Raw genomic sequence first — 24001 nt, 5'->3', positions numbered from 1 at the left:
CTCTCTTTCTTAAATTGCATATTTTTCTTTTACCTCTTCTGCTGTTGGGAAAATCCCGGTATCAACATATACTTTGTTTTCCCCGGCAACTACCTCTGCGATATGCGTATCATTATCTGCCATAAGCAGTTTTTCCGCTTTTGCACTCGCATTCTCCAAAGCTTCTTTTATCTCAGCCTCCTGCACCTTTGCACGGATTGCTTTTGTTTTTGGCATGAACTTTGCCCTGCGCCGCCTCTGATACATGGCATTGCGCTCACGAAGTCTTTGTTTTTCCTTTATTTCAGCCAGTTCTTCTTCCGTCAGTTCCTGTGCCGGAAGTTCCACTTTACCGATGAAGTTAAGGTAAATCTCTATCTCCATCACACGCTCGCCATCAATCTTTTCCGCTTTGTGGACAAGTATCTTATCCACAAATTCATTGATGATGACAGGTGTTAATTCCGTGATATCCGTGTATTTATGGACTAGTGCCAGAAATTCCTCCGTCCGGTCTGTATCCTCGTCATACTGCGTAAGTTGCTCCCTGCATGTCTTAATGGACTGCTCCAGTTCTGCCTGTTCCTTTTCATACCCTGCCGATAGCATTTCATATCTTTTGTCAGGCAGTCTGCCAAGGGCATTGTCCTCATACACTTTTTTAAGAAGGATATCAAGCTCTGCATACCGCTTCTCCTGATGCTTTAACGCAGCCTTCAGCTTCTTCGCCTCACTCTGTTCCCGGATTTCTGATGCACTGCGGATGCTTTCGACAAATGCTCTCTCATCCATCCTTACACTTTTACACGCATACTGAATGGTTTCAAGCACAAGCTGGTCAATCACCTTTGCCTGTATATTGTGCGAACAGCAGACCTTTCCTGACTGGTCATGGCTGTTATTATAATTGCCGCAGTTATAACAGGCTGGAGTTGTTCTGACACTGCCATCCGGCAGTCCTCTCCAGTTTCTTCCGGCACGCTTTCCCTCATTACGATAATGCATCTTTCCACCGCAGTCCGCACAGAAAATCTTACCCACAAACGGATTTGTCTCGCCCTCTGTGTTTATCCTGCGTTTGGTCTTTCTAAGCTCCTGCACCATATACCATGTTTTTCTGTCAATGATCGCCTCATGGGTATCCGTAAAGACCACTATCTCGTCACTGTCATTTCTTACAGCAGTCTTATCCTTATAGGAAAGCTTCTTTGTACGGAAATTCACAGTATCTCCCATATATTCCGGTTTTTCAAGCATTCTTACGACACTTACTCCTGCCCATTCATATGGCTTTGACATATCACACCGGTTCTTGTAACATCCATATCCCCGCTTTGCCTGATAATATGAAGGTTTTTCCACCTTTTCCTCAGTCAGTATCCTTGCAATCTGATATGGTCCGATTCCCTCAACTGCCATCCGGAATATCCTGCGGACAACTGCCGCAGCTTCCTCGTCAATGAGCCAGTGATTCTTATCTTCCGGATCTTTGATATATCCGTATGGTGGATTGTTGGTAATTGGTTTCCCGTCCCTGCCCTTTGCCTGCAATACTGCCTTTATCTTGCGGCTGCAGTCACGCAGATACCATTCGTTCATGATATTTAAAAAAGGGGCGAATTCGCTGCTGGTGTTGATATCACTGTCAACACCATTAGAGATAGCAACGAAATGGACACCTTTTTCCCGAAAGAATACCTCCGTGTAAAATCCTACCTGTAGGTAATCCCTGCCGACTCGGCTCATATCCTTTACAATGACTGTGCCAATGCTTCCGTCCTCAATCTGCCGGAGCATTTCTTTCCATCCCGGTCTGTCAAAATTTCCACCGGAATATCCGTCATCTGTAAAATGCACCAAATCGGTATATCCATTACTCTTTGCATAGTCCTCCAGCATTTTCTTCTGGTTCACTATACTGTTGCTGTCTCCCGCAAGCTCATCGTCCCTTGAGAATCGCTCATAAAGAGCAGTTATTCTGTTTTTCGATTTGTCAGTTGTCTGTCTGGTTCTGTTCATGCCGAACTCCCTTCCGGCAACTGACTCATTTGTGGTAGCTCTATCTTATCATAATCCGCTTTCTCTGTCAGCACCTCTCTTGAAATAATATGGGAAATCTTGTCCGAAAAGGTATCTGTACTGTTTTCACTCGTTAATACCCTGATTTTGTAAACTGTCCCACCAATCCTGCGATAAAAAAATCCAGCTTCACATGAGCCGGACTTTCTATTGCCATTATTTAGTTTTTCTGCCTCCATAATCAATCCTTGCCTTTCTCTCTGATAAAAATTATAATTGTTTCATGCTTCCGTTTCGTGTAACCGAAGCTTTTATTTATCCATACTTCATAGCCTTTTTGCTCCTTTCTGTAATTGCTTTAGTGATAAAAAGAATTACTCTCTTCACTAATAGGAGAAATACGGCTACAAAATCGGAAGTGTTTTGAAATTATTTTTGAAAAAAATTTTTAAGGACTGATTAAATTGCCAAAATATGAGGAACTAAAAGCTTTCCGCAAACAAAACTTAATACCGGAATACAACGATTCTTCCAGTGAGAAAACTATGCTGCACAGGGAAGCTCGTGCATTGGCAATCAGCCGTCTTGAAGAAAGTGCACGAACCGAGGAAGAATTCGCAAATGTTATATCGTGGTGGGATAAACTTGATGACAACAGGGAACGCAGAGAGCGATACCATGAAATCGGACGCTCTGAAGTACCGCTTGAATGGCACGCCTCTGATTATGTCCTGCCCGGTAATGCCAACTATGACATGGTACTGTGGCAACAGATACTTGCCGGCGATTTTATTGATTATATCTTTGATGAGCCGGATTACATCCATGAGCTTGTACGCAGTCAGGATTTATGCCTGATATTAAAGAATATGAAAGAACACCAGAAACAGCTTTTGTACTATGTGATTGTCCGGTCATACTCCACTCTCCAATACGCTGAGCTGAATGGAAAAACAGACCGCAATGTGCGTGGTGTAAGGGAAACTGCCATAAAGCAGATAAGAAAGAAATATAAGACTGCTCTCGAAACAAGGCTGCTTCATCTGCCTTGGACACTTACATTGGACGAAAAATATTTTTTTGAAAACGGGGTAAGAACTAAAGACGAAAAGAATTCTGAAAAACAGTGACTATGCTGCCTGAAATATATAACAGGGTAATATGATACTTTTAATGTTTTGTCAAAAAAAATTGCGTTGAAATTTCAGAATGATAACCCTTGACCTATAATGTGTAATCGAATAGAATTGTTAATAGATTACAGTTTCTTTATATAGAAGTTATACGAATTGAATTTCAGACGATTGCTCTGATTCCAGTGAAATCAGATTGGAGGCTTTTCATGAAAAATCTATTTGAACATACCAGTTCCCCATGGATACGGTACAGCAGTTATGAATACCGCACTGCCGAAGATGGAACTTTGTATATTGTAGTATCTGCGGATGCCAAACCAGAAATGTATAACCCTATGAAAGATGCAGAATCACTTGTACTGGCTGCTGTCAATATCGGTTTGCAGGTCATGCATAAAGCACCAGAAGATGAACTGAAAAGTATGGTTCTTCGTTTCATCAATTCCTACGGATTTTTAGGCTTTATGACTGCACTTCCGACAACTGCGGAATTTATCACCTATGAATCTGTATATCTTCCAAAAAACCATTTTATTAAAGAAGAATCTCTATCAACAGAAAGTTATCTCGATTATTTTTATCCGTTTGATAAGATGGATTTTCACAAAAAAGGGGTAGAATCAAGTTGGTCGGTATCCGACAAGGATGGCATTGCAATCGCACTTGCAACGGGAAAGAATCCACAGGCTGTTACGATGAGTTTTCAGAAAGAATATGCAGAACGCTATGACTGGCTGGTGAAAGAATTTTCCGACTGGGCATTTACCTTTACCACAAGTTTCTTATATTATATGGACTACGACAGTCTTGATGAACAGACAAAAAAACTGTATCGTCAGGGTATGTCTGCATTTGGCGGAATATCCCCGACTTACCATATCTCATTAGCGGAAAATGCCCCGGTTATCGTATGGAACTTCCATTCCCTGCTCGTCATGATCCAGATGTGCTTTTCTTTTATGCTTACGGATTCTGACTGCGATATGAAGCTGTGTAAGCACTGTGGCAGGGCATTTATCGCAAGCCGTAAGGGAAATGAGTTCTGCTCTCCGAAATGCAAGAATCAGTATAATGTCTATAAGACAAGGGCTAAGAAAAATAAAACAGATGAATAATGAATAAATGACATATCTGGAGGAAATACTATGGACAATATGATTAGAATTGATAAAGATTATATCGAATGGCTGAAACATGTTAAAAAAAGATTTAAAAATACACAAATAAAAGCATCTATCAAGGTTAATGACGAGTTGCTTAGGTTTTACTGGTCAATCGGCAAGGATATCGTTAACATGCAGGCTGAAAGCAAATGGGGCGGTGCTTTTTTTGAAACTTTAAGTGAAGATTTAAAAAAGATGTTCCCAGGTGCAAAAGGATTTTCAACCACTAATTTGAGATACATGAAAAGATACTACAATTTATTTGGTGAAATTCTGCCCCAACTTGGGGCAGAATTACCGGAGGCTACAAATCTGCCTCAAGTTGGGGCAGAAATATATGCCATTCCATGGGGACATATAAAATTAATTGTTGATAAATGCAAAGATGAACCCGAAAAAGCAATGTTCTTCGTTGATGAAGTAATAAAGAATAACTGGTCAAGAGCTGTTCTTCTAAACTTCCTTGACACTAATCTATATGAACGCCAAGGCAAGGCAATAAGTAATTTTCAAACAACACTACCGGCTTACACCGGTGATTTAGCTCAGGAAATAACAAAAGATCCTTACAATTTTGATTTTATTGCTTTAAATCGTGACTATAACGAAAAAGAATTAAAAGATGCCCTGACCGAAAAGGTTATGAATCTTTTAATTGAAATGGGAAAAGGGTTCGCCTTTGTCGGTCGAGAATACCCTTTACCTATAGAAGGCACAGAGGAATATATTGATTTGTTATTCTACCACCTAAACCTACATTGTTATGTCGTAGTAGAGGTCAAAATAAAAGAATTCAAATCTCGTGATATTGGTCAGATAGGTACTTATATAAACATTGTTGACGATATTGTCAAAATGGATTCCGATGGAAAAACTATTGGCTTGATCATCTGCAAAGAAAAAAATAATGTATTAGCCAAATATGCTGTTAACAGTTCCAACAAACCAATAGCAATTTCAGCATACGAATTATCGAATTTCTTACCAGAAAATCTTGCAACATTACTGCCTTCAACGGATGAGCTGGAATCTCGATTACTGCTAGATGAAGCAGTCAATGAGAATGATAATAACAACCAATAGCTCCATTCTCGTATATATGGTAAGACAAAGCAGGAACCATGACGATTCCTGCTTTATTCTTATCTATAAATCAGATCATGCAACACTACTTCCTCTGCTCTGCTCCGGATGTTATTCATCTTCCGCACCCATCCGAGCTGATCTACTGACTTCAAGTGCTCCGTCACACTTTCACGCTCAGCCATTCTTACCGTAAGCATATCCATCATGTCATTGCATTCCATATCTACTTCTTCCAGATGTTTCCACAATTTTTCCGTAAGAACCAGATGTGTATACATGGCATGATGATTTTCAAACAAATACCTCTGTCGCATTCTGCCATATTTGCCAATCTGATAATTGCTTCCATCTTCCAATTCCAAATCTGGAATCAATACATCGCCTTCCCAATGATATGTTAACTCCATACGCTGCTCCTTCCTTTGTGCTAAATGTTTACAGTTTCAATTAAAAGAGTATCACCTTCTTAATACAACATCTGCAATCTATCATTCACCACAAATGAGCCAGCCGCCTATGTTGTGTTATATTAGCAGATGGAGGTTTCCGCTAAACAACACTGTTTTGGGAAATCTGACATCTACACTTCACAACATATCACTTCCAATCCGTATTCTTGTAAAATCAGGTTTACAGTCCCAGCAGCTGTTTCTTCTTCGCTTCGAATTCCTCTGCCGTAATGACACCTGCATCCAGCAGTGCCTTATACTTAGGCAGTGCCACGGTGGGATCCTCTGCCTGTACCGGTGCGGCCTGCGGTGCACTCTGCGTACTCCGGGTTGAGGCGTGGGGATCGATTACCTGTTCCTGTGCCTGCGGATCGATGATCTGCATCAGGTTCTGTGCCAGTGCATGCAATCCTTCTGTCTTCTGGGTATAATCATCCAGATAGTCGATGGTGCTGGGCTGATTGGAATCGAACTTCGGTGCTCCTGTCTCTTTGTAGAAACTCTTCCAGTAAGGATGATCCAGTGTGATCTCCACAGCGAATTTCTCCACCGGATTCGGAATATTAAAGTCCGGCTCGGTCATACGGTCTCTGTAATCCGGATCATCTCTTCTGAAGTTATCGTCTCTTCTGCTGTCCTCCATGTTACGACGCATTTCTTCCATCATCTCATACTGATGCCGCAGCATTCTGTATTCGTCGATTCTGGGTTTTAACTCATCTAAACGCTCCTTAATATTGCTCTTGTAGCTCCGGAAGTTCCCCTTTTCTCCTTCGTACAGTACCTCTCAATCCTCCAGAATACGGAAGGACTTAATGGCAGAGGGTTCCATGGCAAATGCTCCGTCAACAACTCCCAGTCGCAGTAGCTGGTGATCCATATCCAGTACCAGGCTTCCCTTGAAAAATCCGAAATCATAACGGTAAGTCTCTGTGAAGCTGTCACGCAGCGGCTTGTTGGCATCATAACACTTGATATATTCCCGAAAATCATCCAGCGTCATGGAATTCAACACACCATCCGGCAGATCGATCTTGGCTGCACACTCCTTACAGAGATTCTGCCCTTCCACTGCGGATGCCAGCAGTCTCGGTGTCGGATTTCCGCAGATTGGACATAACTTTTTGTTGTTTGTAAATAATCCCATCGTTTTACCCTCCTTAAGAATGTATGTGGATTACATGATCTCAATTAACTTTTTCCGGTGAACCCCGCAGATTCCCGCTGCGATACGATCCGGTATTCTGTGAAGCATGCTATTGTAGTTTTCCACGGAATCGTTATAAATCAGTCCACTGGTCTCCACCATATGTTCATAGCTTTTTGCTGCTTTCCAGTACTTCTGATAAGTCTCCTGTGCCTGCAAAAGCGGCATGCTTTCCGAGATCTCTGCAATTTTTTTCTGTACTCTCAATAATTCTCTCTGTTGTTCTGCCACCCATTCCGGCAGTCCGGCCTCTCCGGCAGTCTGTGCACTCTCCAGCGAATGTTTCATTCTCCGGAAAGTCTCCGCATCCATGGTCTGTCCGAGAAACTCCGCCAATCCTTCCAGTGCCTCCCGCTCTGCGGAGAGCTGTACCAGAGTCTGGTACATGGCATTCCGGATATTTTCTTCCTGTGTCTCCAGCTTACGCCGCACCGACAATAGCCAGACACCAAAAAGGGAGGCAAGCAGCAACACGATAATCACAATTTCCATCGTTAACTCTCCCTCCCCTTTTCGTCTTTTTAAGATCTTTTCAAACTATCTTACTGTACAAAATAAAGTCCGTCATAACCATTCATATCAGACATAGCGATCAGTGTTACAGTATCTCCCACCTCAGACAAAAATCCGGCATAGGTAACCTCTGTTCCACCAAAATCAAGTGTCATCTTGATAGCTGTGTTGTCATCGGAATACTCATAAGTACCTTCTGCATTTCCGCCGCCCTGTACCATGGTAACTGCACCGTCTTCACCAAATACAAGCTGTAAGGTACCGCCATAAGTCTCCAGTGTTGCGTTCAGATCCTCTTCTTCCATCTCAACACCATCGATCATACCGCCGGCAAAGTTCCATTCCGTACCACTCAGATCCGGGATTTCCATAACTGCCACCTGTAACAGGGGACCGCCCTCTGCTTCTGTACCTGTCTCTGCTACAGTCTCTGTGGGAGCTTCTGCCACTTCCTGGGTCTGTACTTCCTGGGTCTGTACTTCCTGGGTCTGTACTTCCTGGGTCTGTACTTCCTGGGTCACTTCTTCGTTGGTGTTCTCCACAATTACCTCTTCCTCACCGCAGGCTGTCAAAGACAATGCCAGTACCAGTCCCATTGCGCATGCAAAATATTTTTTCTTCATAATTGTTTCCTCCTTCTTACAACAGTTCTCTGTTGTCTGAAGATAGTGTACCTTATTTTTTCCATTTATGACCGTTTTTGACACCAATCGACCCAAATATGACATGAAACGACCGGAGAAAAAATTCTCCGGTCGTTTTATGCTAAAAATGTCTGGTTTTTACGAAAAAAATAGGAAAAAAATTTGTCTTTCAGTTCCGAATATTTTCCATGCGGAATCGGGATCTGGGTACCGTCCGACAGGATCACAGCTTTGTTAGATATGCTCTTTACATAATCCATATTGATCATATATGACCTGTGGCAACGGACAAAGCATTCATAATCCTTCAACTGTTCGCACAAATCGTCCAGTTTACCAACGCTGTCCAGTACTTCTCCGTCTTCTTTGTGAAGCAGCAGATTCCTCCCCGTTACCTCGCAGTACTTCAGTTTGTCCAGTTCCAGCCTTGTGATTCCCGTCTTACATCGCAGGATCAGACTGTTCTTTTCATTCTTGAGGCACTCCCTGAGTACCGAATCCATCAATCGGTAGAAGCTCTCCTGCCAGATAGGCTTCAACTGATAAAAATAGGCCCCCACTTCATAGGAATCCACAGCGTATTCCGAAGAGGATGTCAGATAAATGATCTTCACCGAAGTATCATACTTACGGATCTCTCTGGCGGCACTGATTCCATCCTGTCCTGGCATCAGAACATCCAGAAATATAATATCCAGCCGGGTCCCCCGCTCTACTTCCGACAGCAATTCCAGCGGACTGTGAAATGCTGCATAAGTAATATCCTGATTCCGTTCTACCCGATATCTGTCCATCAGAACGCTTAATTCTTTAAGTACTGACAGATCGTCATCACAAAAAGCTACTTTTATCATGATTCTTCCTTTGCCGCACAAACCGATGCAGCTCATTCGTTTTATCGTATGTGTCTTGACATGTTTTTCTACGCTTATTACAATAATTATATCCGTACATCGATGTACGATGCAAGGATAATTTTGAGAAAGGCATATTTTTGATGTCATCAAACGAAGAAAACGGAAAAAGTGAAAAAAGACTGATGTCCATCGGAGAAGTCTCCAAAGCGATCGGCATCACCAGAAGAATCATATTGAACTACGAAGCCAAAGGTCTCCTGCTTCCGGATAAAAAAGAAGGAACTGCCGGGAATCGCTATTATACCCCGGATTCCATCTCCCTGATCCGCTCCATCCGGGTACTGCAGAATTTAGGGCTGTCCCTGGATGAGATTTCCTCCTATTATAATGGATCCACGGATCTGGAACCATTGATCGAACGTCTGGAAGCCTTACGAGACGACCTGACGCAGAGTATCGAGAAGTTAAAGCAACGTACTGCGTCCCCGGCTGCTTCCGTGATACAGTTTCTTACCCTCCCCGCCCAGACGGTGTACTGCCGCAAGGGGGCTTTTAACGGAGTGGAAGAACGCAAAGAATTCCTGCGGGAGGTCTTTATGGAAGCCATTCATCTGTACGGCTCCGACAGCAGTAAGCGGATGTTTTTCATTGAGTACAATCTGGAACATCCGGAAGAATTCACCTGTTGTATCTCCGTACCTCCTGCCAGCAAGGGAGAACATGTGGTGCATCTGCCGGAGCAGAAAGCTCTCGGCATCTTCTATCACGGCTGTTACGAATCACTCCCGGATGCCCGTAGAAAACTGTCTGCCTACGCAGCTGCGCAGAATCTGTCTCTGTCAGGCACGGTACGGCATACTTATCTGGAAGGTCCTCCCCAGCATAAGGATCCGGCGAATTTTATCACTCAGGTGGCTCTTGTTTTACAATGATTCAGTCAAACAGGATTTCCTCCACCGTTACGAACTGAAAGCCTCTTTTCTGTAGAATATCCACTACTTCCAGTGCTGCGGTGACAGAAGTCTCATAATAATCATGCATCAGAATAATATCGCCGTCCCCCGCCTTCTCCACCACTTTGGACGCAATACAGTCTGCATTGTGGGAACACCAGTCCAGAGGATCGATATTCCACAGAACCGGGAACATATTCAGTTCTTTCTCAAAGCTTTTGTCCCAACTGCCGTAAGGCGGCCGGACAAAGCTTATTTTCTCCCCTGTGATTTCTTCGAGAATTTCATTGGTCTGCACCAGCTCCTCCCGAAAGGTCTCCCGGTTGCGGAAAGTGAGCTGTATGTGACTATAGGTATGGTTCCCGATCAGATGTCCTTCGTCCTGTTCTCTCCGGATAATGTCCGGGTAATTCTCCGCATTCTCTCCCGTCACGAAAAAAGTAGCTACCACTCCCCGCTCCTTCAATCCATCCAGAAGCTGTTCCGTATACTTCGGATGCGGCCCGTCGTCAAAGGTCAGCGCGATCTTTTTCGGTTCTCCTGATGTCCCGCACACGCCAGTGTCTGTTTCTATATAGGTTCCATATGACTTCTGCTCTGCGTATCGTTCCGTTCCCACTGCCAGACACAAGATTCCCAGAAGCATGTCAAAGATCAGAATTCCCGCCAGTACTTTTTTCATTTCAAGCCGTCCGTTTCACGCTTTCACAGAAAATATATGCATTCTCAAAAGTGACCATTCCTGCTGCCGCAATAAAACATGCTTGCAAAAAAGGAGACCCGAGACTCTCATCTCCCGGATCTCCTCTGTATGTTACTTTTTTATTTATACTCAGATCTTGAATACGGAAATCTCGTTCTTAAGTCCTTCCATATTCTCATCCAGTACACTTGCAGTAGTGCTCAGCTTCTCCACATGGTTCAGAAGCTTATTGGCCACATCGTTGACGGTCTCGGCACTGCCTGCGGTCTCTTCAATGATATCGGAGATATTCTTCACGGCTGCCACAGCAGCGCTACGCTCACCGTCTGCCTTCTCCGTGCTTACCACGATATCTTTCAGTCCCTCGATCAGCTGGCCCATACGCTCCTGCATCTCGCGGAATACTGCGATCACTTCTTCCACAGCTTTGGTCTGGAGTTCTACCATTGCTTTCGCCTGGCTTGCACTCTCCACGCTGTTCTGGGTCTGGGCTGTAATGTTGGCCACATTGTTGCGGATCTCGCCGGCTGCCTTTGCAGAATCATCTGCCAGCTTACGGATCTCTTCTGCTACTACAGCGAAGCCTCGTCCAGCCTCTCCCGCTCTGGCTGCCTCGATAGAAGCATTCAATGACAGCAGGTTGGTCTGCTCTGTGATCTCTGTGATCGTAGCTACGAAACTGTTGATGATCTCAGATTCCTTGCGAAGAGATTCGATACTCTCACTCACTTTCACAGTCATCTGTGTTGTCTCGCCAGCACGATCACCCAGTACCTGTACGATCTCCATTCCCTTGTTGATCATGCCTTCCGTCTCGCCTACCAGCTTCTCCACACGTTCTACCACATGGCTGACTTCCTGGATCTCATTGGAGAGGATATCGGTCTTCTCCACGCACTCCTGTGCATGTCTGGACTGTTCTTCCATACCTTCGTTGATCTCACCGATGGCACGGGTAATATCCTGTGAATATTCATGAATCAGTTCAGAAGCCTGTCCCACGTTCTGTGCAGACACTTCCAGCTCTCCGGTAGCATTGCTTACCTGATTGACCAGCTTCTTCGTATTCGTGATCATGTTGGTAGCCGAGCCTGCCAGATCCTGGAACTCATCATGTCCCTTGGCAGATACGGTAACCGTCAGATCACCCTTCGCCACATCACCGAACTTTCTGGAAATGCGTCTCATGTTATTCTCAATACCTGCAGTGATAAAGATACCTACGATCACTACGATCACACATGCCAGGATCACCAGACCGATGGTCATGTTGCGGATCTCGGTAGCCTGACTGGTCACTACTCTCATAGGTACCAGTGCACAGGTGGTAAAGCCGATATCTGCACTGTGGCTGTAAATGAAAAGATACTTCTCACCCTGGAAATCTACCTCCGCAGTACCTGCATCCGCTACTGCCTCATCCATGACAGCTGTATAATACTCCTGTCCGGAGAATACATTTCCCTCTTCCGGAAGGACACTTTCTTTTCCTTCTTCTACGTTCTCAACAACCAGTTCTCTGCCTCCGGGAGTTACAAATCCGATGATACTGCCGTCTCCGATATCGATCTCTTCCATGAAATCCGTAATAGCAGAAGGCTTGATATCGATGACAACGCAGGCATTGTTCGACTGGCTCATCATTTCGAAGGCCATAATATAATCTTTTTCGGTCTCCGTTACCTTTTCATCCAGTACAGGATGACTGTCGATCCACTGCGGGATACTTCTTCTGCCTTCCCCGCTTGCCACGTCTTCCTTGTACTCATCCAGGAAACCGTCCACACCGGATGAAAGCTTAGTGGACAGAAGGTTTACTCCCTTCTTGGGAATAATGTGCATGTGGCTGATGAACGGGTTGGAGGTCTGCACCGACAGAAGGTTGGACTTCGTAGATGTCAGGAAATTCAGCTTATCCACGGGATTATCTTCGAACATTCCCAGGAAATATTTCCGCAGATCATCATCGTAAGCATATTTCAGACCCTCTGAGCGGATAAAATCACAGCTCATATTCAGATTTTCCGTGGCCATACGCATCGTCTGTAATGTGGAATCGGTGAATTTCTCGCTTAATCCTTCTGCGGATTTCTGGTATGCTGACACACCGATGATCACCATAAACACAATAGGCACCAGGAAACATACAACGATCTTGTTGCGGATGCTGAGCAGTTTCGAGCTCTTTCCACTCTTTTTCTGCTTCGGAACCTTTTGCTTCTTCTCCGCAGATGCCTTCTTTCCCTTCACTGCCTTTTCAGGCTTCGGCTTCTTTTCGGAAGTCGTCTCTTTTTTCCCCGTAAAAAGAGATTTCTTTGGTTTTTCAACATTCGTACTCATTTAATACCCTCCGGTACTTGTTATAGATATTTAAAATTATAGCATAATAATTACCAGAATGGAACAACATTTTCTGCCATTTGTTATGCTTTTTGTATATTTTTAGTTAAAATTTATCTTCGTCAGAAAGGTCTCAGGGAACTTCTCTTCCTCCGCCAGATTTAGGATACGTATCTGCAATTCCTGCCGTTTTCGAAGGTCATCCCCACCATCTGGCAATGTTCCTTCCGCCGTTTGCTTTCCACCTGCTGTAAGGATCCGACTGCCCACCATGGCTGCACCGCTCAGTGCCGTATTGCCGCCGGTCACCGTGCAATCTGCCAGTTCTTCCGGAAGCAGCCCGATAGCCACAGCCGCCTTCGGATCCAGATAATAACCGAATCCTCCCGCCAGCACCACTTTCGAAATGTCCGAAAATCTTATGCCATAGCTGTCCGCCAGAATCTCAATGCCTGCGGCAATGGCTCCTTTTGCCAGCTGCACTGCACGCACGGACTCCTTCGTCACCAGCACATCGCCGATACGGACTCCTTTCGTAAAATAAGGTTCCTTCAAAAGACCCTGTCCGTCCATCAGCCCCTCTTCCAGAAGTTTTTGTAACAGTCTCACCATATCCGCGCCCCAGATGCCCCGGTTGGCTCCGCCTTCGAAAGCAGGGCCAGCCGCCGTGGCACAGGCATGTAATCTGTGCCGGTTTCCCAGTGCCATCTCCCCGTTGGTTCCAAGATCGATGAGCAGGGTGGAGGCCTCCTGTTCGAGCATTCCACTGGCCAATATTCCGGCAGTAATATCGCCGCCTACAAAGGCTGACAATCCCGGTATGATATGACAGGCCACTCCTGCAATTTCTGTCTCCACTGCGCCGCTATGACTGACTGTAAAAGGTGCTTTGCCCAGTTCCTCCGGATTCCAGCCCATGAACAGATAGGTCATGGTGGTATTTGCCGCAACGACCATCTGCAGAGTCTCCTGCGGCTGCAGCTTTTTGGAAAAACGCTGCACTCCTTTTTCCATGAGGTCACGGACTTTTTTCTGCATATCTGCCGCTTTTCCCGGATCCTTCGCTGCCTCTATCCGTGAGAGCACATCGGCACCATAGCTGACCTGGGGATTCACACTGGGAAAGCTGTCCACCACTTTACCGGTCATGTCATACAACTGCATGGCAATGGTAGTGGTACCAATATCCACAGTCATCAGCCGTTTACCGTCCGGATTTTGTAATGTTAACGGAGGAAGTTCCAGCTTTTCCGTCACCACCTGCATCCCCCGGATCACTCCTGGACATCTACCACAACCGGTACAGATCAGGCATCTGGTTCCCTTTTTTCCTGTGGGATTGGTACTGCTCGTATTATACAAACTGATTCCTCTCTTCATCGTAATGATAGTCAATGGCTGCCAGTTTATCTGTGATCTCCTGTTCCTTCACATCCAGATCATCGCAGAGCTGTTTCAGGCTTCCGTAGAAATCACGGAGTTTTAAATTTATAAAGCTTAATAACATTACGGGATCCTGTGGTATCATAACGTTTTCCTCTCTTTTCCTGTTTTTGACAGAGTTATATTGTAAACGAAAGGAGCAAAAATGACAAGTATCATCATCTTTGCTCCTGTTTTATTTTACAGATTATTGATTTTTCGATCCTTTTTCGCACTTGGCGGCCAATTGATCATTCTCCACGGTAATGACAATGGTATCGCCTTCTTCTACCTGATCTGCCAGAATCATCTTGGCTGCCAGGGTCTCCACGTACTTCTGGATATAACGCTTCAAAGGCCGTGCACCGTAGACCGGATCATAAGCATTGTCCACGATATACTGCATAGCTTCCTCCGACAGACGGATGGTCAGCTGCTTATCCTCCAGACGTCTGTTCAGATCGGCAATGATCAGATGAATGATGCCGCCGATATTGTCCTTGGTCAGAGGCTTGAACAGGATTGTCTCATCCAGACGGTTCAGAAATTCCGGACGGAAATGAGCCCGCAGGTCGTTCATGACTGCCGCCTCTGCCTCCGGCTTGATGGTGCCGTCTTCGTTGATACCGTCCAACAGATAGCTTGCGCCGATGTTGGAGGTCATGATCAGTATGGTATTCTTAAAGTCTACGGTACGACCCTGAGAATCCGTGATACGGCCGTCATCCAGTACCTGTAACAGTACATTGAATACATCGGGATGTGCCTTCTCGATCTCATCGAACAGTACCACGCTGTAAGGTTTTCTCCGGACAGCTTCGGTCAGCTGACCACCTTCCTCATATCCTACATATCCGGGAGGCGCTCCGATCAGACGAGAGACAGAATACTTCTCCATGTACTCACTCATATCGATACGTACCATATTATTCTCATCGTCGAACAGTGCTGCCGCCAGACTCTTGGCCAGCTCCGTCTTACCGACACCGGTAGGTCCCAGGAACAGGAAGGAGCCGATGGGCTTGCTGGGATCCTTGATCCCGGCTTTGGAACGGATGATGGCTTCGGTGACTTTGGTCACACCCTCGTCCTGACCCACCACACGTTTGTGCAGTTCTTCGTCCAGATGGAGGGTCTTGTTACGCTCACTCTCGGTCAGTTTGGCTACCGGAATGCCGGTCCAGCGGGAAATGATCCTTGCGATCTCTTCCTCCGATACTTTTTCATGTACCAGAGACAGATCGGATTCTCCTACCTTATCCTCTTCCTGTGCCAGCTGCTTCTCCAGTGCGGGCAGTTCGCTGTATTTTAATCTGCCGGCCTTTTCATAGTCTCCTTCCCGCTCTGCGATCTGGATCTCATTATTCATGCGGTCTCTCTCTTCCCGCAGTTTGGAAAGTTTATCCACGGATGCCTTCTCGTTATCCCACTGTGCCTTTTTAGTGTTGAACTGATCCTTTAACTCTGCCAGTTCCTTCTGCAGATCTGCCAGACGTTCCTTACTGATCCGGTCATCCTCTTTTTTCAGAGCGGTCTCCTCGATCTCCAGCTGTGTCACCTTACGCTGCAGTTCATCCAGCTCCGTAGGCATACTGTCCATCTCGGTCTTGATCAGGGCGCAGGCCTCATCCACCAGGTCAATGGCCTTATCCGGCAGAAATCTGTCGGTAATATAACGGTTGGAAAGCACGGCTGCACTTACCAGTGCGTTATCCATGATCTTGACACCGTGATATACTTCGTAACGATCCTTCAGTCCACGCAGGATAGAGATCGTATCCTCCACGGTGGGTTCTTCTACCATAACCGGCTGGAAACGACGTTCCAGAGCGGCATCTTTTTCAATATACTGTCTGTATTCATCCAGTGTGGTGGCACCGATACAGTGCAGTTCACCACGGGCCAGCATGGGCTTCAACATATTGCCCGCATCCAATGCGCCGTCGGTCTTGCCGGCACCGACAATGGTATGCAGTTCATCGATGAACAGAATGATCTGTCCGTCACTGTTCTTCACATCATCCAGTACGGCCTTCAGACGTTCCTCGAATTCACCTCTGTATTTGGCACCGGCTACCAGTGCGCCCATATCCAGTGCGAAGATCTTCTTATCCTTCAATCCCTGAGGGACATCGCCCTTGACGATACGCTGTGCCAGACCCTCCACCACGGCGGTCTTACCGACACCGGGTTCACCGATCAGCACGGGGTTATTCTTTGTCTTACGGGACAGGATACGTACCACATTACGGATCTCGCTGTCACGTCCGATGACGGGATCCAGCTTCTGGTTCCTTGCTTTCTCCACCAGATCCTGCCCATATTTTTCCAATGTATCATAGGTTGCTTCCGGGTTGTCACTGGTGACTCTCTGGTTGCCTCTTACGGTAGACAATGCCTGCAGGAAACGTTCTCTGGTGATGCCGTATTCCTTCCAGATCTCGGCGATCTCCTTGTTGGGATTCTTGATCATGGCAAGGAACAGATGCTCTACGGAGACATATTCGTCACCCATCTGTTTTGCTTCGTCCGATGCGCTGACCAGTACCTTGTTCAGATACTGACCGACATAAGGCTGACCACCCTGCACCTTTACTCTCTTCTCCAAAGCCTGTTTTGCGCGGTTTACAAAATGATCCTTCTGGATCTCCATCTTTTCCACAAGCTTTAAGATCAGACTGTCATCCAGCGTCAGCAGACTGTACAGCAGATGTTCCTGTTCGATCTCCTGATTGCCATATTCCATGGCGAGCTTTTCACAGCCATTGACTGCTTCTATGGATTTCTGTGTAAATTTATCAATATTCATAATCGTTCGCCTCCTCACATAAGGTTATGCAATTTGCAACTATTCAGAGCCATTAAATATTGCCTAAGCTTTGTTGATTGCTTGCATTCATATAAAGCTTTGGCAATATTTATTTGGCGAGGTAGCCTCAATGAGCAAAAAGGAAGCTGTGTAACAGCGTTTTGCGAATGAGGCTCTGAATAGTTGCTTTATTTATTTTCTTACTCGCGAACAGATTCACAGGCTTTCTGTCTCATCTGTTCTATATTTAATATAACACATAGTCAGAGAAAATCAATTAAGAAATTATAAACTTTATATGGAATCTTTCGAAAATTATTTTCCATTCACGCGGAAGATTAATGCCGTTAGGAGAAAAATCACTCTCCAGATACTCATTTTTCACAATTTAAGTATCTATGCCTGAAATTTTTCTGTATAGACCCATACGCCACATATATTCCTGAAATATTGCATTGAAAAGTACCTGCGGATCACTTTTTTCTCTATAGACCCAAAATAGCGCCGTCCGGTGTCGTGTTTGCAAAAACACGGCATCTTGGCAGCGCCATTTCTCTTTTTCCGTTATTGTAACCTACAGTAACACTTTATTTTTCGGTAACGCCCTTTACTTCATATCCTGCGTCAACTACAGCCTTGGTCAGTACTTCGTCTGCCACATCAGAAGCCAGTTCCACAGTAGCATTCTTCTGCTCCAGGCTCATGGTTACGGCCTTTACGCCCTCTACGGCCTCCAGTGCCTTCTGTACGGTCCCGGTGCAGTGGTTGCACATCATTCCTTCGATACTGATTACTTTTGTCATTGTGTTTGTCCTCTCTTTCTCTTCTTTGCTATTTTGCTCTGCGGGGGCTTCCAGTATGCACTGTTCTCCCTCCACAGCTGCCTGCGTTGTCTCCTGTTCCGTCCGGGCTGCTTCCGGCGTTCCTGTTTTCAGCGGAGTAAATCCGCTCTTAAAGCCTCTCAGCCGCAGGGCATTTCCCACGACAAAGATACTGCTTAAACTCATGGCTGCCGCGCCGAACATGGGATTCAGACGGATTCCAAAAGACGGGTACAGCACACCGGCTGCCAGAGGGATGCCGATGCAGTTGTAGAAGAAAGCCCAGAACAGATTCTCCTTGATGTTGCGGATCACGGAACGGCTCAGTTTCATGGCCGTCACGGCATCCCGCAGATCATTTTTCATCAGAATAATATCTGCGCTCTCCATGGCTACATCCGTGCCTGCACCAATAGCCATGCCTACATCTGCGGCTGCCAGTGCGGGGGCATCGTTGATGCCGTCACCGATCATGGCTACCTTATGGCCCTGACGTTTCAGTTCGCTGACCTTTTTCTCCTTATCCTGCGGCAGTACTTCTGCCACGACCTCAGAGATACCCAGCTTCTGTCGTACAGCTTCTGCAGTACGGCGGTTGTCTCCGGTCAGCATGATGACTTTGACACCCATTTTCTCCCAGACACGAATAGCTTCATAAGAAGTGGCCTTAACAGTATCCGCCACGCCGATGACTCCTAAGAATCTTCCTTCCTGTGCCACAAGGAGCGGTGTCATGCCTTCGTCCGCCATCCGGTTCAGACCTTCTGTGGCTTCCTCCGGCAGAGTGATATGATTCTCCTGCAGAAAGGCAAGGTTACCTACATAGAATTTTGTACCGGCAGGAATTATCACGCTACTGGCACCCGATACTGTATTTCTCGCCATCTGGTTCTGTTCCGTTGTCTTGCCAGAGCCATCTGTGGTGTCGTTCTGTTTTCCGGCATAAAATACCGCCGTAGGGCCGTCATTTTTTACTGATTCTACCGCGCGGAATTCTGCTGCCAGTGTACCTTCCACGCCACGGCCGAAGGTTGCCTTGAAATCCACGATCTCGGGAATTGCCAGACCGAACTGCTCTGCCCATTCCACTACAGCTTCCGCCAGCGGATGCTCACTTTTTTTCTCAAGAGCTGCTGCGATCTGCATCATGGCATCCATCGGGAAGTCACTCTGATAACCGCCTGCTTCTTCTACCTTTAACTTACCGCTGGTGATGGTTCCGGTCTTGTCCAGTACCACAGTGTCAATCTCTTTGGCCTGCTGCAGGGCCTCACCCGTCTTGATCAGGATACCATTGCTGGCACCTACGCCGGTTCCCACCATGATAGCCACGGGTGTTGCCAGTCCCAACGCACAGGGGCAGGAAATTACCAATACGGCAATGGCTGTGGAAATGGCAAATTCCGCGGTAGCACCGCTTATCAGCCACACGATCAGGGTGATCAGGGAAATAGTCATGACCGTCGGCACGAATACACCAGCCACCTTATCTGCCAGCTGTGCAATGGGAGCCTTGCTGGCACTGGCCTCTTCCACCAGACGGATGATCTGTGCCAGTGTTGTGTCATCGCCAACACGATCCGCACGACATTTTAAGAAGCCCGCCTTGTTCACGGTAGCGGAGACCACATGGTCACCTGCCTGTTTCTCCACCGGAACACTTTCACCAGTGATAGCCGCTTCATCCACACTGGAGTTGCCTTCTAACACGATACCGTCCACCGGTACCAGACTTCCGGGCTTTACCAGAAAAATATCGCCTTTCTGCAGGCTCTCCGTGGGCACTTCCTTTTCCTGTCCGTCCTCGGTCACAAGAATTGCCACCTTGGGAGCCAGATTCATCAGCCTGGTGATGGCTTCACTGGTCTTTCCCTTGGAACGGCTCTCCAGATATTTTCCAACGGTGATCAGAGTCAGGATCGTACCGGAGGATTCAAAATACAGATCGTGGGCATAATGCTCTACCACTGCCATGTCACCATAACCCAGGCCGCAGCTGATCCGGTACATGGCGAAAATGCCGTACACCAGTGCCGCGCCGGATCCCAGAGCGATCAGGCTGTCCATGTTCGGACTGCGGTGCGCCAATGTTTTGAATCCTACAGAGAAAAACTTCCGGTTCACATACAGAATCGGCAATAACAGTAAAAACTGCGTCAATGCAAAATTCATGGCATTGGCATTGCCGTGCATCGTGTTTACGATAAATGCCGGAACCGGAATTCCGAACCATTCTTTCAGCATATGGTGCATAGACACATACATTAACGGGATCAGGAATCCAATGGAGATTCCCAGACGCCATTTCATGGCTCTTGCGTCTGCATCCAGCTTCTGCTGCAGCTCCTGTTTGCCATCGGCTGTGGACTTTCCTGTACTTCCCGCATTCCCGGAAGTGCTCTGTCCGCCTGCACCTGCCACACTGCCTTCGGTCATTACCGAAGCACCGTAGCCTGCTTTCACCACAGCATCGATAATTTCCGCCGAAGTGATCTTCGTCTCGTCATAGGTCACATCCATGGTCTCTGTCAGTAGATTCACGGATGCTTTTTCCACATTTTCCAGCTTGTTTACTGCCTTTTCCACATGGGAAGAACATGCGGAACAGGACATTCCCGTAACATGATATCTTTCCTTCATAATACCCTTGCCTTTCCATGACCTGCAAAGTCTCCGGTGCTTTCAATGCACCGCAGCAGCACAAATTTACAGGTTTATCTGCGACCATTCCGCCGCTTATTTCAATTTCTTCACAAGTTCCACTGCCTCATCTACTACAGTAGTATTCCCCTTCTGGATCTCTTCCACCACACAGGTCTCCATATGTTCCTTCAGGATTGCATAGCCAAAGGCCTGTAAAGCACTCTCCACGGCAGCTACCTGTGTGAGAATATCACCGCAGTAGCGGTTCTCTTCCAGCATCCGGCTGATACCGTTTAACTGCCCGGCCATGCGGCTTAAACGGTTCTGTAATTGTTTTTTTTCTTTTTCGGAGCGGGGCGTTGCCTTCTGGTGACAATGACAACATTCCATGCCTTTTTCTTCCATTTTTTCTTCCTTTTGTTCTGCCATAATTTTCCCCTTCCTGAGCCTCCGGCACCGGAATCCGAATTTTCCAGAATCTTCCCGGTTCTACACATATGCTGTTTCCGGCCTGAATATCAGTGCACGCAACATGCTGCCGGATCTTTCGTTGCAGCCATACGCAAAATACCCCGCAGGGGTATCTTGCCTTTTTCTACAAGATATACCCCCATAGGGTATTTGTCAAGAGGCACTTTCTAATTCCTGCCAGTTCATCTCTGACCAAAACAGATCCTTACGATCTGCATCTTCATGATTCTGTCGCCGGTTCTGGCGAGGAAGCGGAATAATCCGCTGACGGAAGGGTCTCGAAGATCATTATAGCCCAGCATATAGCCACGGCTTGTGACCTGCAATCTGCTGTCCCACGGGGAAATCTCACTTTTCGCATCCGAAACCGCAAAATACGCACCCACATCCTGAATTTTAGCGCTTCTTAGCCATGTCTTTGCTATCATCTTAACCGCTGTCCGGTTCGCCGCATCAAATACCAGCACACCACCGGGAAAACTGTCAGCCATTGCCTGTACCAGCGTCCTGACTTGCTCCGTCAGAAAATAATAGAATACTCCGGAGGCAAAGAATATCGCCCCGCCAGACGCGTCGATTTTGGTAAACCATTCCGTATCATTCAAATTGCAGGGAATATTTTCCTCACGGTCTCCGGCGGGCAGTAATTGATTGCGTACGGCGATAACATCCGGAAAATCCAGATTGTAAATTTTACAGCTGCCATTGTCACAGGCTCTTCCCGTACTGTCAAGTCCACAACCCAAATTGACCACCGCCGCATCAGGATGGTCTGCCAGATAATTTTGTACCTCCCACGCAAGGTCATTCTGCCGCATGGCAACCTCCAGCGAACCGAAACGCTGCATCAGGCTGTGAGATTTTTTCTCCACCTGTGAAAAGTCATAGTCGATCTGGTCGATCAGGTGTACCGCCATCGCGTCCCGATAAAGGTTCGGATACAACTCCGAGCATAGCTTTCGGGAATAAAGCGGGATGATCAGTGTCTCCTGTACGGTGTTCTTCTCAATCTTGTATTTCATGGACATCTCTCACTTTCTTGCATTTTTGCCATTTCCTTTTTGTTAGTTTTGTTTAACCGCTGTATAGAGTTATGCGGTTAGTTTGTGCTAACTTAAATATCTTAGAAAAGCCGCATTACTGCGGCCTTTCAGCTGACTGTTTTGGTTTTCGTTTATATTATACTGAACTTATTTCTGTTTTGCAAGGTAGATTTCCACCAATAGATATTTCTTGTCTTCTTCCCAGTTATAGTAGAACTGAATCAGTCCGATGCGGCTCCTGGTGCCGGTCTTCTCATTCAACGCAGAAAACATGCCGCTAGAGCAGCGCACGGGAGACAAATAAGGCTGTCGGCGATCACCGGCACCGACAAGAAAAATCCCACTGCCTTGAACGCAGTGGGATTCCCGGTTTTGCTTTTCCATAATAGAAAACAGCTAATGAAAGCATGGTCTCTCCTTAAACAGACTGGAAACCGCCTTCCAAGTCTTCAATAATATCATCGATATTCTCTGTACCGATGGACAGACGAATGGTATTGCTGTAAATACCCTGTTCGTTCAGTTCTTCCTCAGACAACTGTGCATGGGTGGTGGAAGCCGGATGGATGACCAGAGACTTCACATCTGCCACGTTTGCCAGCAGTGAGAACAGCTCCAGATTGTCGCAGAACTTTTTCGCTGTCTCCTTGCCGCCCTTGATCTCGAAGGTGAAGATGGAACCGCCTCCGTTCGGGAAATATTTTTTATACAACTCCTGCTGCTCCGGATCGGTGGATACGGAAGGATGATGCACACGCTCTACCTGAGGATGATTGTTCAGATACTGTACCACCTTCAGTGCATTCTCCACATGACGCTCCACGCGCAGAGACAGTGTCTCCAGTCCCTGTAAGAAAATAAAAGCATGGACAGGGGAAATGCATCCGCCCATATCACGCAGAAGCATTGCACGGATTGCTGTCACAAAAGCTGCACCCGGTACTGCCTTGGTGAAGGTAACGCCATGATAGCTGGGGTTCGGAGTGCACAGATGAGGGAACTTGCCGCTGCCCTCCCAATCAAATTTACCATTTTCCACGATCACACCGCCTAAGCTGGTGCCGTGTCCGCCGATGAATTTCGTAGCGGAATGTACTACGATATCTGCACCGTACTCAAAAGGACGTACCAGATAAGGAGTAGCAAAAGTATTGTCCACTACCAGAGGCACCTTGTGTGCATGGGCGATCTGTGCCAGACGCTCGATGTCTACCACATCAGAGTTGGGGTTGCCCAGAGTCTCGATGTAGAGAGCCTTGGTGTTCTCCTGAAAGCTTGCTTCGATCTTATCATAATCGGAAGGAGCCACGAAAGTGGTGGTCACACCGTAGTCCACCAGAGTATGCGCCAGCAGATTGTAGGTGCCGCCGTAAATATTATTTGCAGAAATGATATGATCTCCCTGTTTTGCCAGGTTCTGGATCGTGTAGCAGATAGCTGCTGCGCCACTGGCTACCGCCAGAGCTGCGGTACCACCTTCCAGTGCTGCAATACGCTGCTCGAAGACGCCCTGTGTTGGGTTGCCCAGACGACCGTAGATCTCACCGGGATCTTCCAGTCCGAAACGAGCTGCTGCGTGATCGCAGTTGCGGAATACATAAGAAGATGTCTGATAAATGGGAACGGCTCTGGCACCGGTCACGGGATCGGGCTGCTCCTGTCCCACATGTAACTGTAATGTCTCGAATTTCAGATTACGCTCTGCATAGGGCTTTTTGCTCATGTTCTGCCTCATTTCTGCAC

22 protein-coding genes are annotated in these 24001 nt (G+C 46.6%); 4 read left to right on the top strand and 18 right to left on the bottom strand.

All coding sequences use genetic code 11. The features are described from left to right. Nucleotides 1-9: 9 nt before the first annotated feature. Both OCV96_RS14025 and OCV96_RS14020 read right to left on the bottom strand, forming a co-directional pair. Entirely contained in the window at nucleotides 10-1998 is a 1989-nt protein-coding gene (locus OCV96_RS14025; protein ID WP_119623859.1) for a DUF4368 domain-containing protein, read from the bottom strand. Next, the gene (locus tag OCV96_RS14020; protein ID WP_117466579.1) at nucleotides 1995-2237 is read right to left on the bottom strand and encodes a transposon-encoded TnpW family protein; all 243 of its coding nucleotides are present in this window, start codon (nucleotides 2235-2237) and stop codon (nucleotides 1995-1997) included. Before OCV96_RS14020 ends, OCV96_RS14025 begins: the two co-directional genes overlap by 4 nt. A gap of 225 nt (nucleotides 2238-2462) precedes the next feature. Here OCV96_RS14020 and OCV96_RS14015 point away from each other — a divergent pair, with 225 nt between their 5' ends. The 3 genes from OCV96_RS14015 to OCV96_RS14005 all read left to right on the top strand — a co-directional run bounded on the left by OCV96_RS14015 (nucleotide 2463) and on the right by OCV96_RS14005 (nucleotide 5380). Continuing rightward, a complete protein-coding gene (locus OCV96_RS14015) occupies nucleotides 2463-3128 on the top strand; it encodes a sigma-70 family RNA polymerase sigma factor (RefSeq protein WP_117466580.1) in 666 nt (221 codons plus the stop codon). 212 nt (nucleotides 3129-3340) lie between these two features. Then, on the top strand, nucleotides 3341-4249 hold the full coding sequence (locus OCV96_RS14010) for a hypothetical protein (protein WP_117466581.1): 909 nt from the start codon (nucleotides 3341-3343) through the stop codon (nucleotides 4247-4249). Nucleotides 4250-4279: 30 nt separating this feature from the next. Further along, on the top strand, nucleotides 4280-5380 hold the full coding sequence (locus OCV96_RS14005) for a PDDEXK nuclease domain-containing protein (protein ID WP_118539643.1): 1101 nt from the start codon (nucleotides 4280-4282) through the stop codon (nucleotides 5378-5380). A gap of 59 nt (nucleotides 5381-5439) precedes the next feature. Here the strand turns inward: OCV96_RS14005 and OCV96_RS14000 are convergent, their stop codons facing one another. The 6 genes from OCV96_RS14000 to OCV96_RS13975 form a co-directional block, all read right to left on the bottom strand. Further along, nucleotides 5440-5790 carry a TnpV protein gene (locus OCV96_RS14000; RefSeq protein ID WP_022517245.1) on the bottom strand — a complete coding sequence of 117 codons (351 nt, stop codon included), beginning with the start codon at nucleotides 5788-5790 and terminating at the stop codon, nucleotides 5440-5442. A gap of 223 nt (nucleotides 5791-6013) precedes the next feature. Continuing rightward, the gene (locus tag OCV96_RS13995) at nucleotides 6014-6487 is read right to left on the bottom strand and encodes an SHOCT domain-containing protein (protein WP_262594753.1); all 474 of its coding nucleotides are present in this window, start codon (nucleotides 6485-6487) and stop codon (nucleotides 6014-6016) included. Between the two features lie 132 nt (nucleotides 6488-6619). Then, nucleotides 6620-6979: a DUF4428 domain-containing protein gene (locus OCV96_RS13990; RefSeq protein WP_262594752.1), complete on the bottom strand. Its 360-nt coding sequence runs from the start codon at nucleotides 6977-6979 to the stop codon at nucleotides 6620-6622. Between the two features lie 30 nt (nucleotides 6980-7009). Further along, on the bottom strand, nucleotides 7010-7531 hold the full coding sequence (locus OCV96_RS13985; protein ID WP_262594751.1) for a LemA family protein: 522 nt from the start codon (nucleotides 7529-7531) through the stop codon (nucleotides 7010-7012). 50 nt (nucleotides 7532-7581) lie between these two features. Beyond that, nucleotides 7582-8175: a DUF4923 family protein gene (locus tag OCV96_RS13980; RefSeq protein ID WP_262594750.1), complete on the bottom strand. Its 594-nt coding sequence runs from the start codon at nucleotides 8173-8175 to the stop codon at nucleotides 7582-7584. A 137-nt stretch (nucleotides 8176-8312) separates the two neighbouring features. After that, the gene (locus tag OCV96_RS13975; protein WP_022312819.1) at nucleotides 8313-9050 is read right to left on the bottom strand and encodes a LytR/AlgR family response regulator transcription factor; all 738 of its coding nucleotides are present in this window, start codon (nucleotides 9048-9050) and stop codon (nucleotides 8313-8315) included. 143 nt (nucleotides 9051-9193) lie between these two features. On the opposite strand from OCV96_RS13975, the gene OCV96_RS13970 reads away from it, so the two are divergent. Further along, complete coding sequence (locus OCV96_RS13970) at nucleotides 9194-9985, top strand: MerR family transcriptional regulator (RefSeq protein ID WP_262594749.1); 792 nt, start codon at nucleotides 9194-9196, stop codon at nucleotides 9983-9985. A gap of 1 nt (nucleotide 9986) precedes the next feature. Here OCV96_RS13970 and OCV96_RS13965 read toward each other — a convergent pair whose 3' ends face one another. The 10 genes from OCV96_RS13965 to OCV96_RS13920 form a co-directional block, all read right to left on the bottom strand. Beyond that, nucleotides 9987-10688 (bottom strand): polysaccharide deacetylase family protein, encoded by a 702-nt coding sequence (locus tag OCV96_RS13965; protein ID WP_262594748.1) that lies wholly within the window; start codon nucleotides 10686-10688, stop codon nucleotides 9987-9989. A gap of 150 nt (nucleotides 10689-10838) precedes the next feature. Continuing rightward, a complete protein-coding gene (locus OCV96_RS13960; RefSeq protein ID WP_227733561.1) occupies nucleotides 10839-13049 on the bottom strand; it encodes a methyl-accepting chemotaxis protein in 2211 nt (736 codons plus the stop codon). 102 nt (nucleotides 13050-13151) lie between these two features. Then, complete coding sequence (locus OCV96_RS13955) at nucleotides 13152-14411, bottom strand: ASKHA domain-containing protein (protein ID WP_191835467.1); 1260 nt, start codon at nucleotides 14409-14411, stop codon at nucleotides 13152-13154. Next, nucleotides 14404-14577 carry a DUF4250 domain-containing protein gene (locus OCV96_RS13950; protein ID WP_022312824.1) on the bottom strand — a complete coding sequence of 58 codons (174 nt, stop codon included), beginning with the start codon at nucleotides 14575-14577 and terminating at the stop codon, nucleotides 14404-14406. Before OCV96_RS13950 ends, OCV96_RS13955 begins: the two co-directional genes overlap by 8 nt. Nucleotides 14578-14679: 102 nt before the next feature. Next, nucleotides 14680-17280, bottom strand: coding sequence for an ATP-dependent chaperone ClpB (gene clpB, locus OCV96_RS13945; protein WP_022312825.1), 2601 nt, complete (start codon nucleotides 17278-17280; stop codon nucleotides 14680-14682). Between the two features lie 587 nt (nucleotides 17281-17867). Beyond that, the gene (locus OCV96_RS13940) at nucleotides 17868-20741 is read right to left on the bottom strand and encodes a heavy metal translocating P-type ATPase (RefSeq protein WP_262594747.1); all 2874 of its coding nucleotides are present in this window, start codon (nucleotides 20739-20741) and stop codon (nucleotides 17868-17870) included. A 96-nt stretch (nucleotides 20742-20837) separates the two neighbouring features. Further along, complete coding sequence (locus OCV96_RS13935) at nucleotides 20838-21173, bottom strand: metal-sensing transcriptional repressor (RefSeq protein WP_262594746.1); 336 nt, start codon at nucleotides 21171-21173, stop codon at nucleotides 20838-20840. 224 nt (nucleotides 21174-21397) lie between these two features. Continuing rightward, nucleotides 21398-22237 carry a class I SAM-dependent methyltransferase gene (locus OCV96_RS13930; RefSeq protein WP_262594745.1) on the bottom strand — a complete coding sequence of 280 codons (840 nt, stop codon included), beginning with the start codon at nucleotides 22235-22237 and terminating at the stop codon, nucleotides 21398-21400. A gap of 168 nt (nucleotides 22238-22405) precedes the next feature. Continuing rightward, the gene (locus tag OCV96_RS13925; RefSeq protein ID WP_117466590.1) at nucleotides 22406-22642 is read right to left on the bottom strand and encodes a hypothetical protein; all 237 of its coding nucleotides are present in this window, start codon (nucleotides 22640-22642) and stop codon (nucleotides 22406-22408) included. 34 nt (nucleotides 22643-22676) lie between these two features. Next, nucleotides 22677-23981 (bottom strand): O-acetylhomoserine aminocarboxypropyltransferase/cysteine synthase family protein, encoded by a 1305-nt coding sequence (locus tag OCV96_RS13920; RefSeq protein ID WP_118504256.1) that lies wholly within the window; start codon nucleotides 23979-23981, stop codon nucleotides 22677-22679. Between the last annotated feature and the right edge of the window lie 20 nt (nucleotides 23982-24001).

The sequence above is a fragment of the Waltera acetigignens genome (genome assembly GCF_025567015.1).
Taxonomy (GTDB): Bacteria; Bacillota; Clostridia; order Lachnospirales; family Lachnospiraceae; genus Acetatifactor; species Acetatifactor acetigignens.
This window is presented reverse-complemented; position numbering and strand designations above follow the sequence as displayed.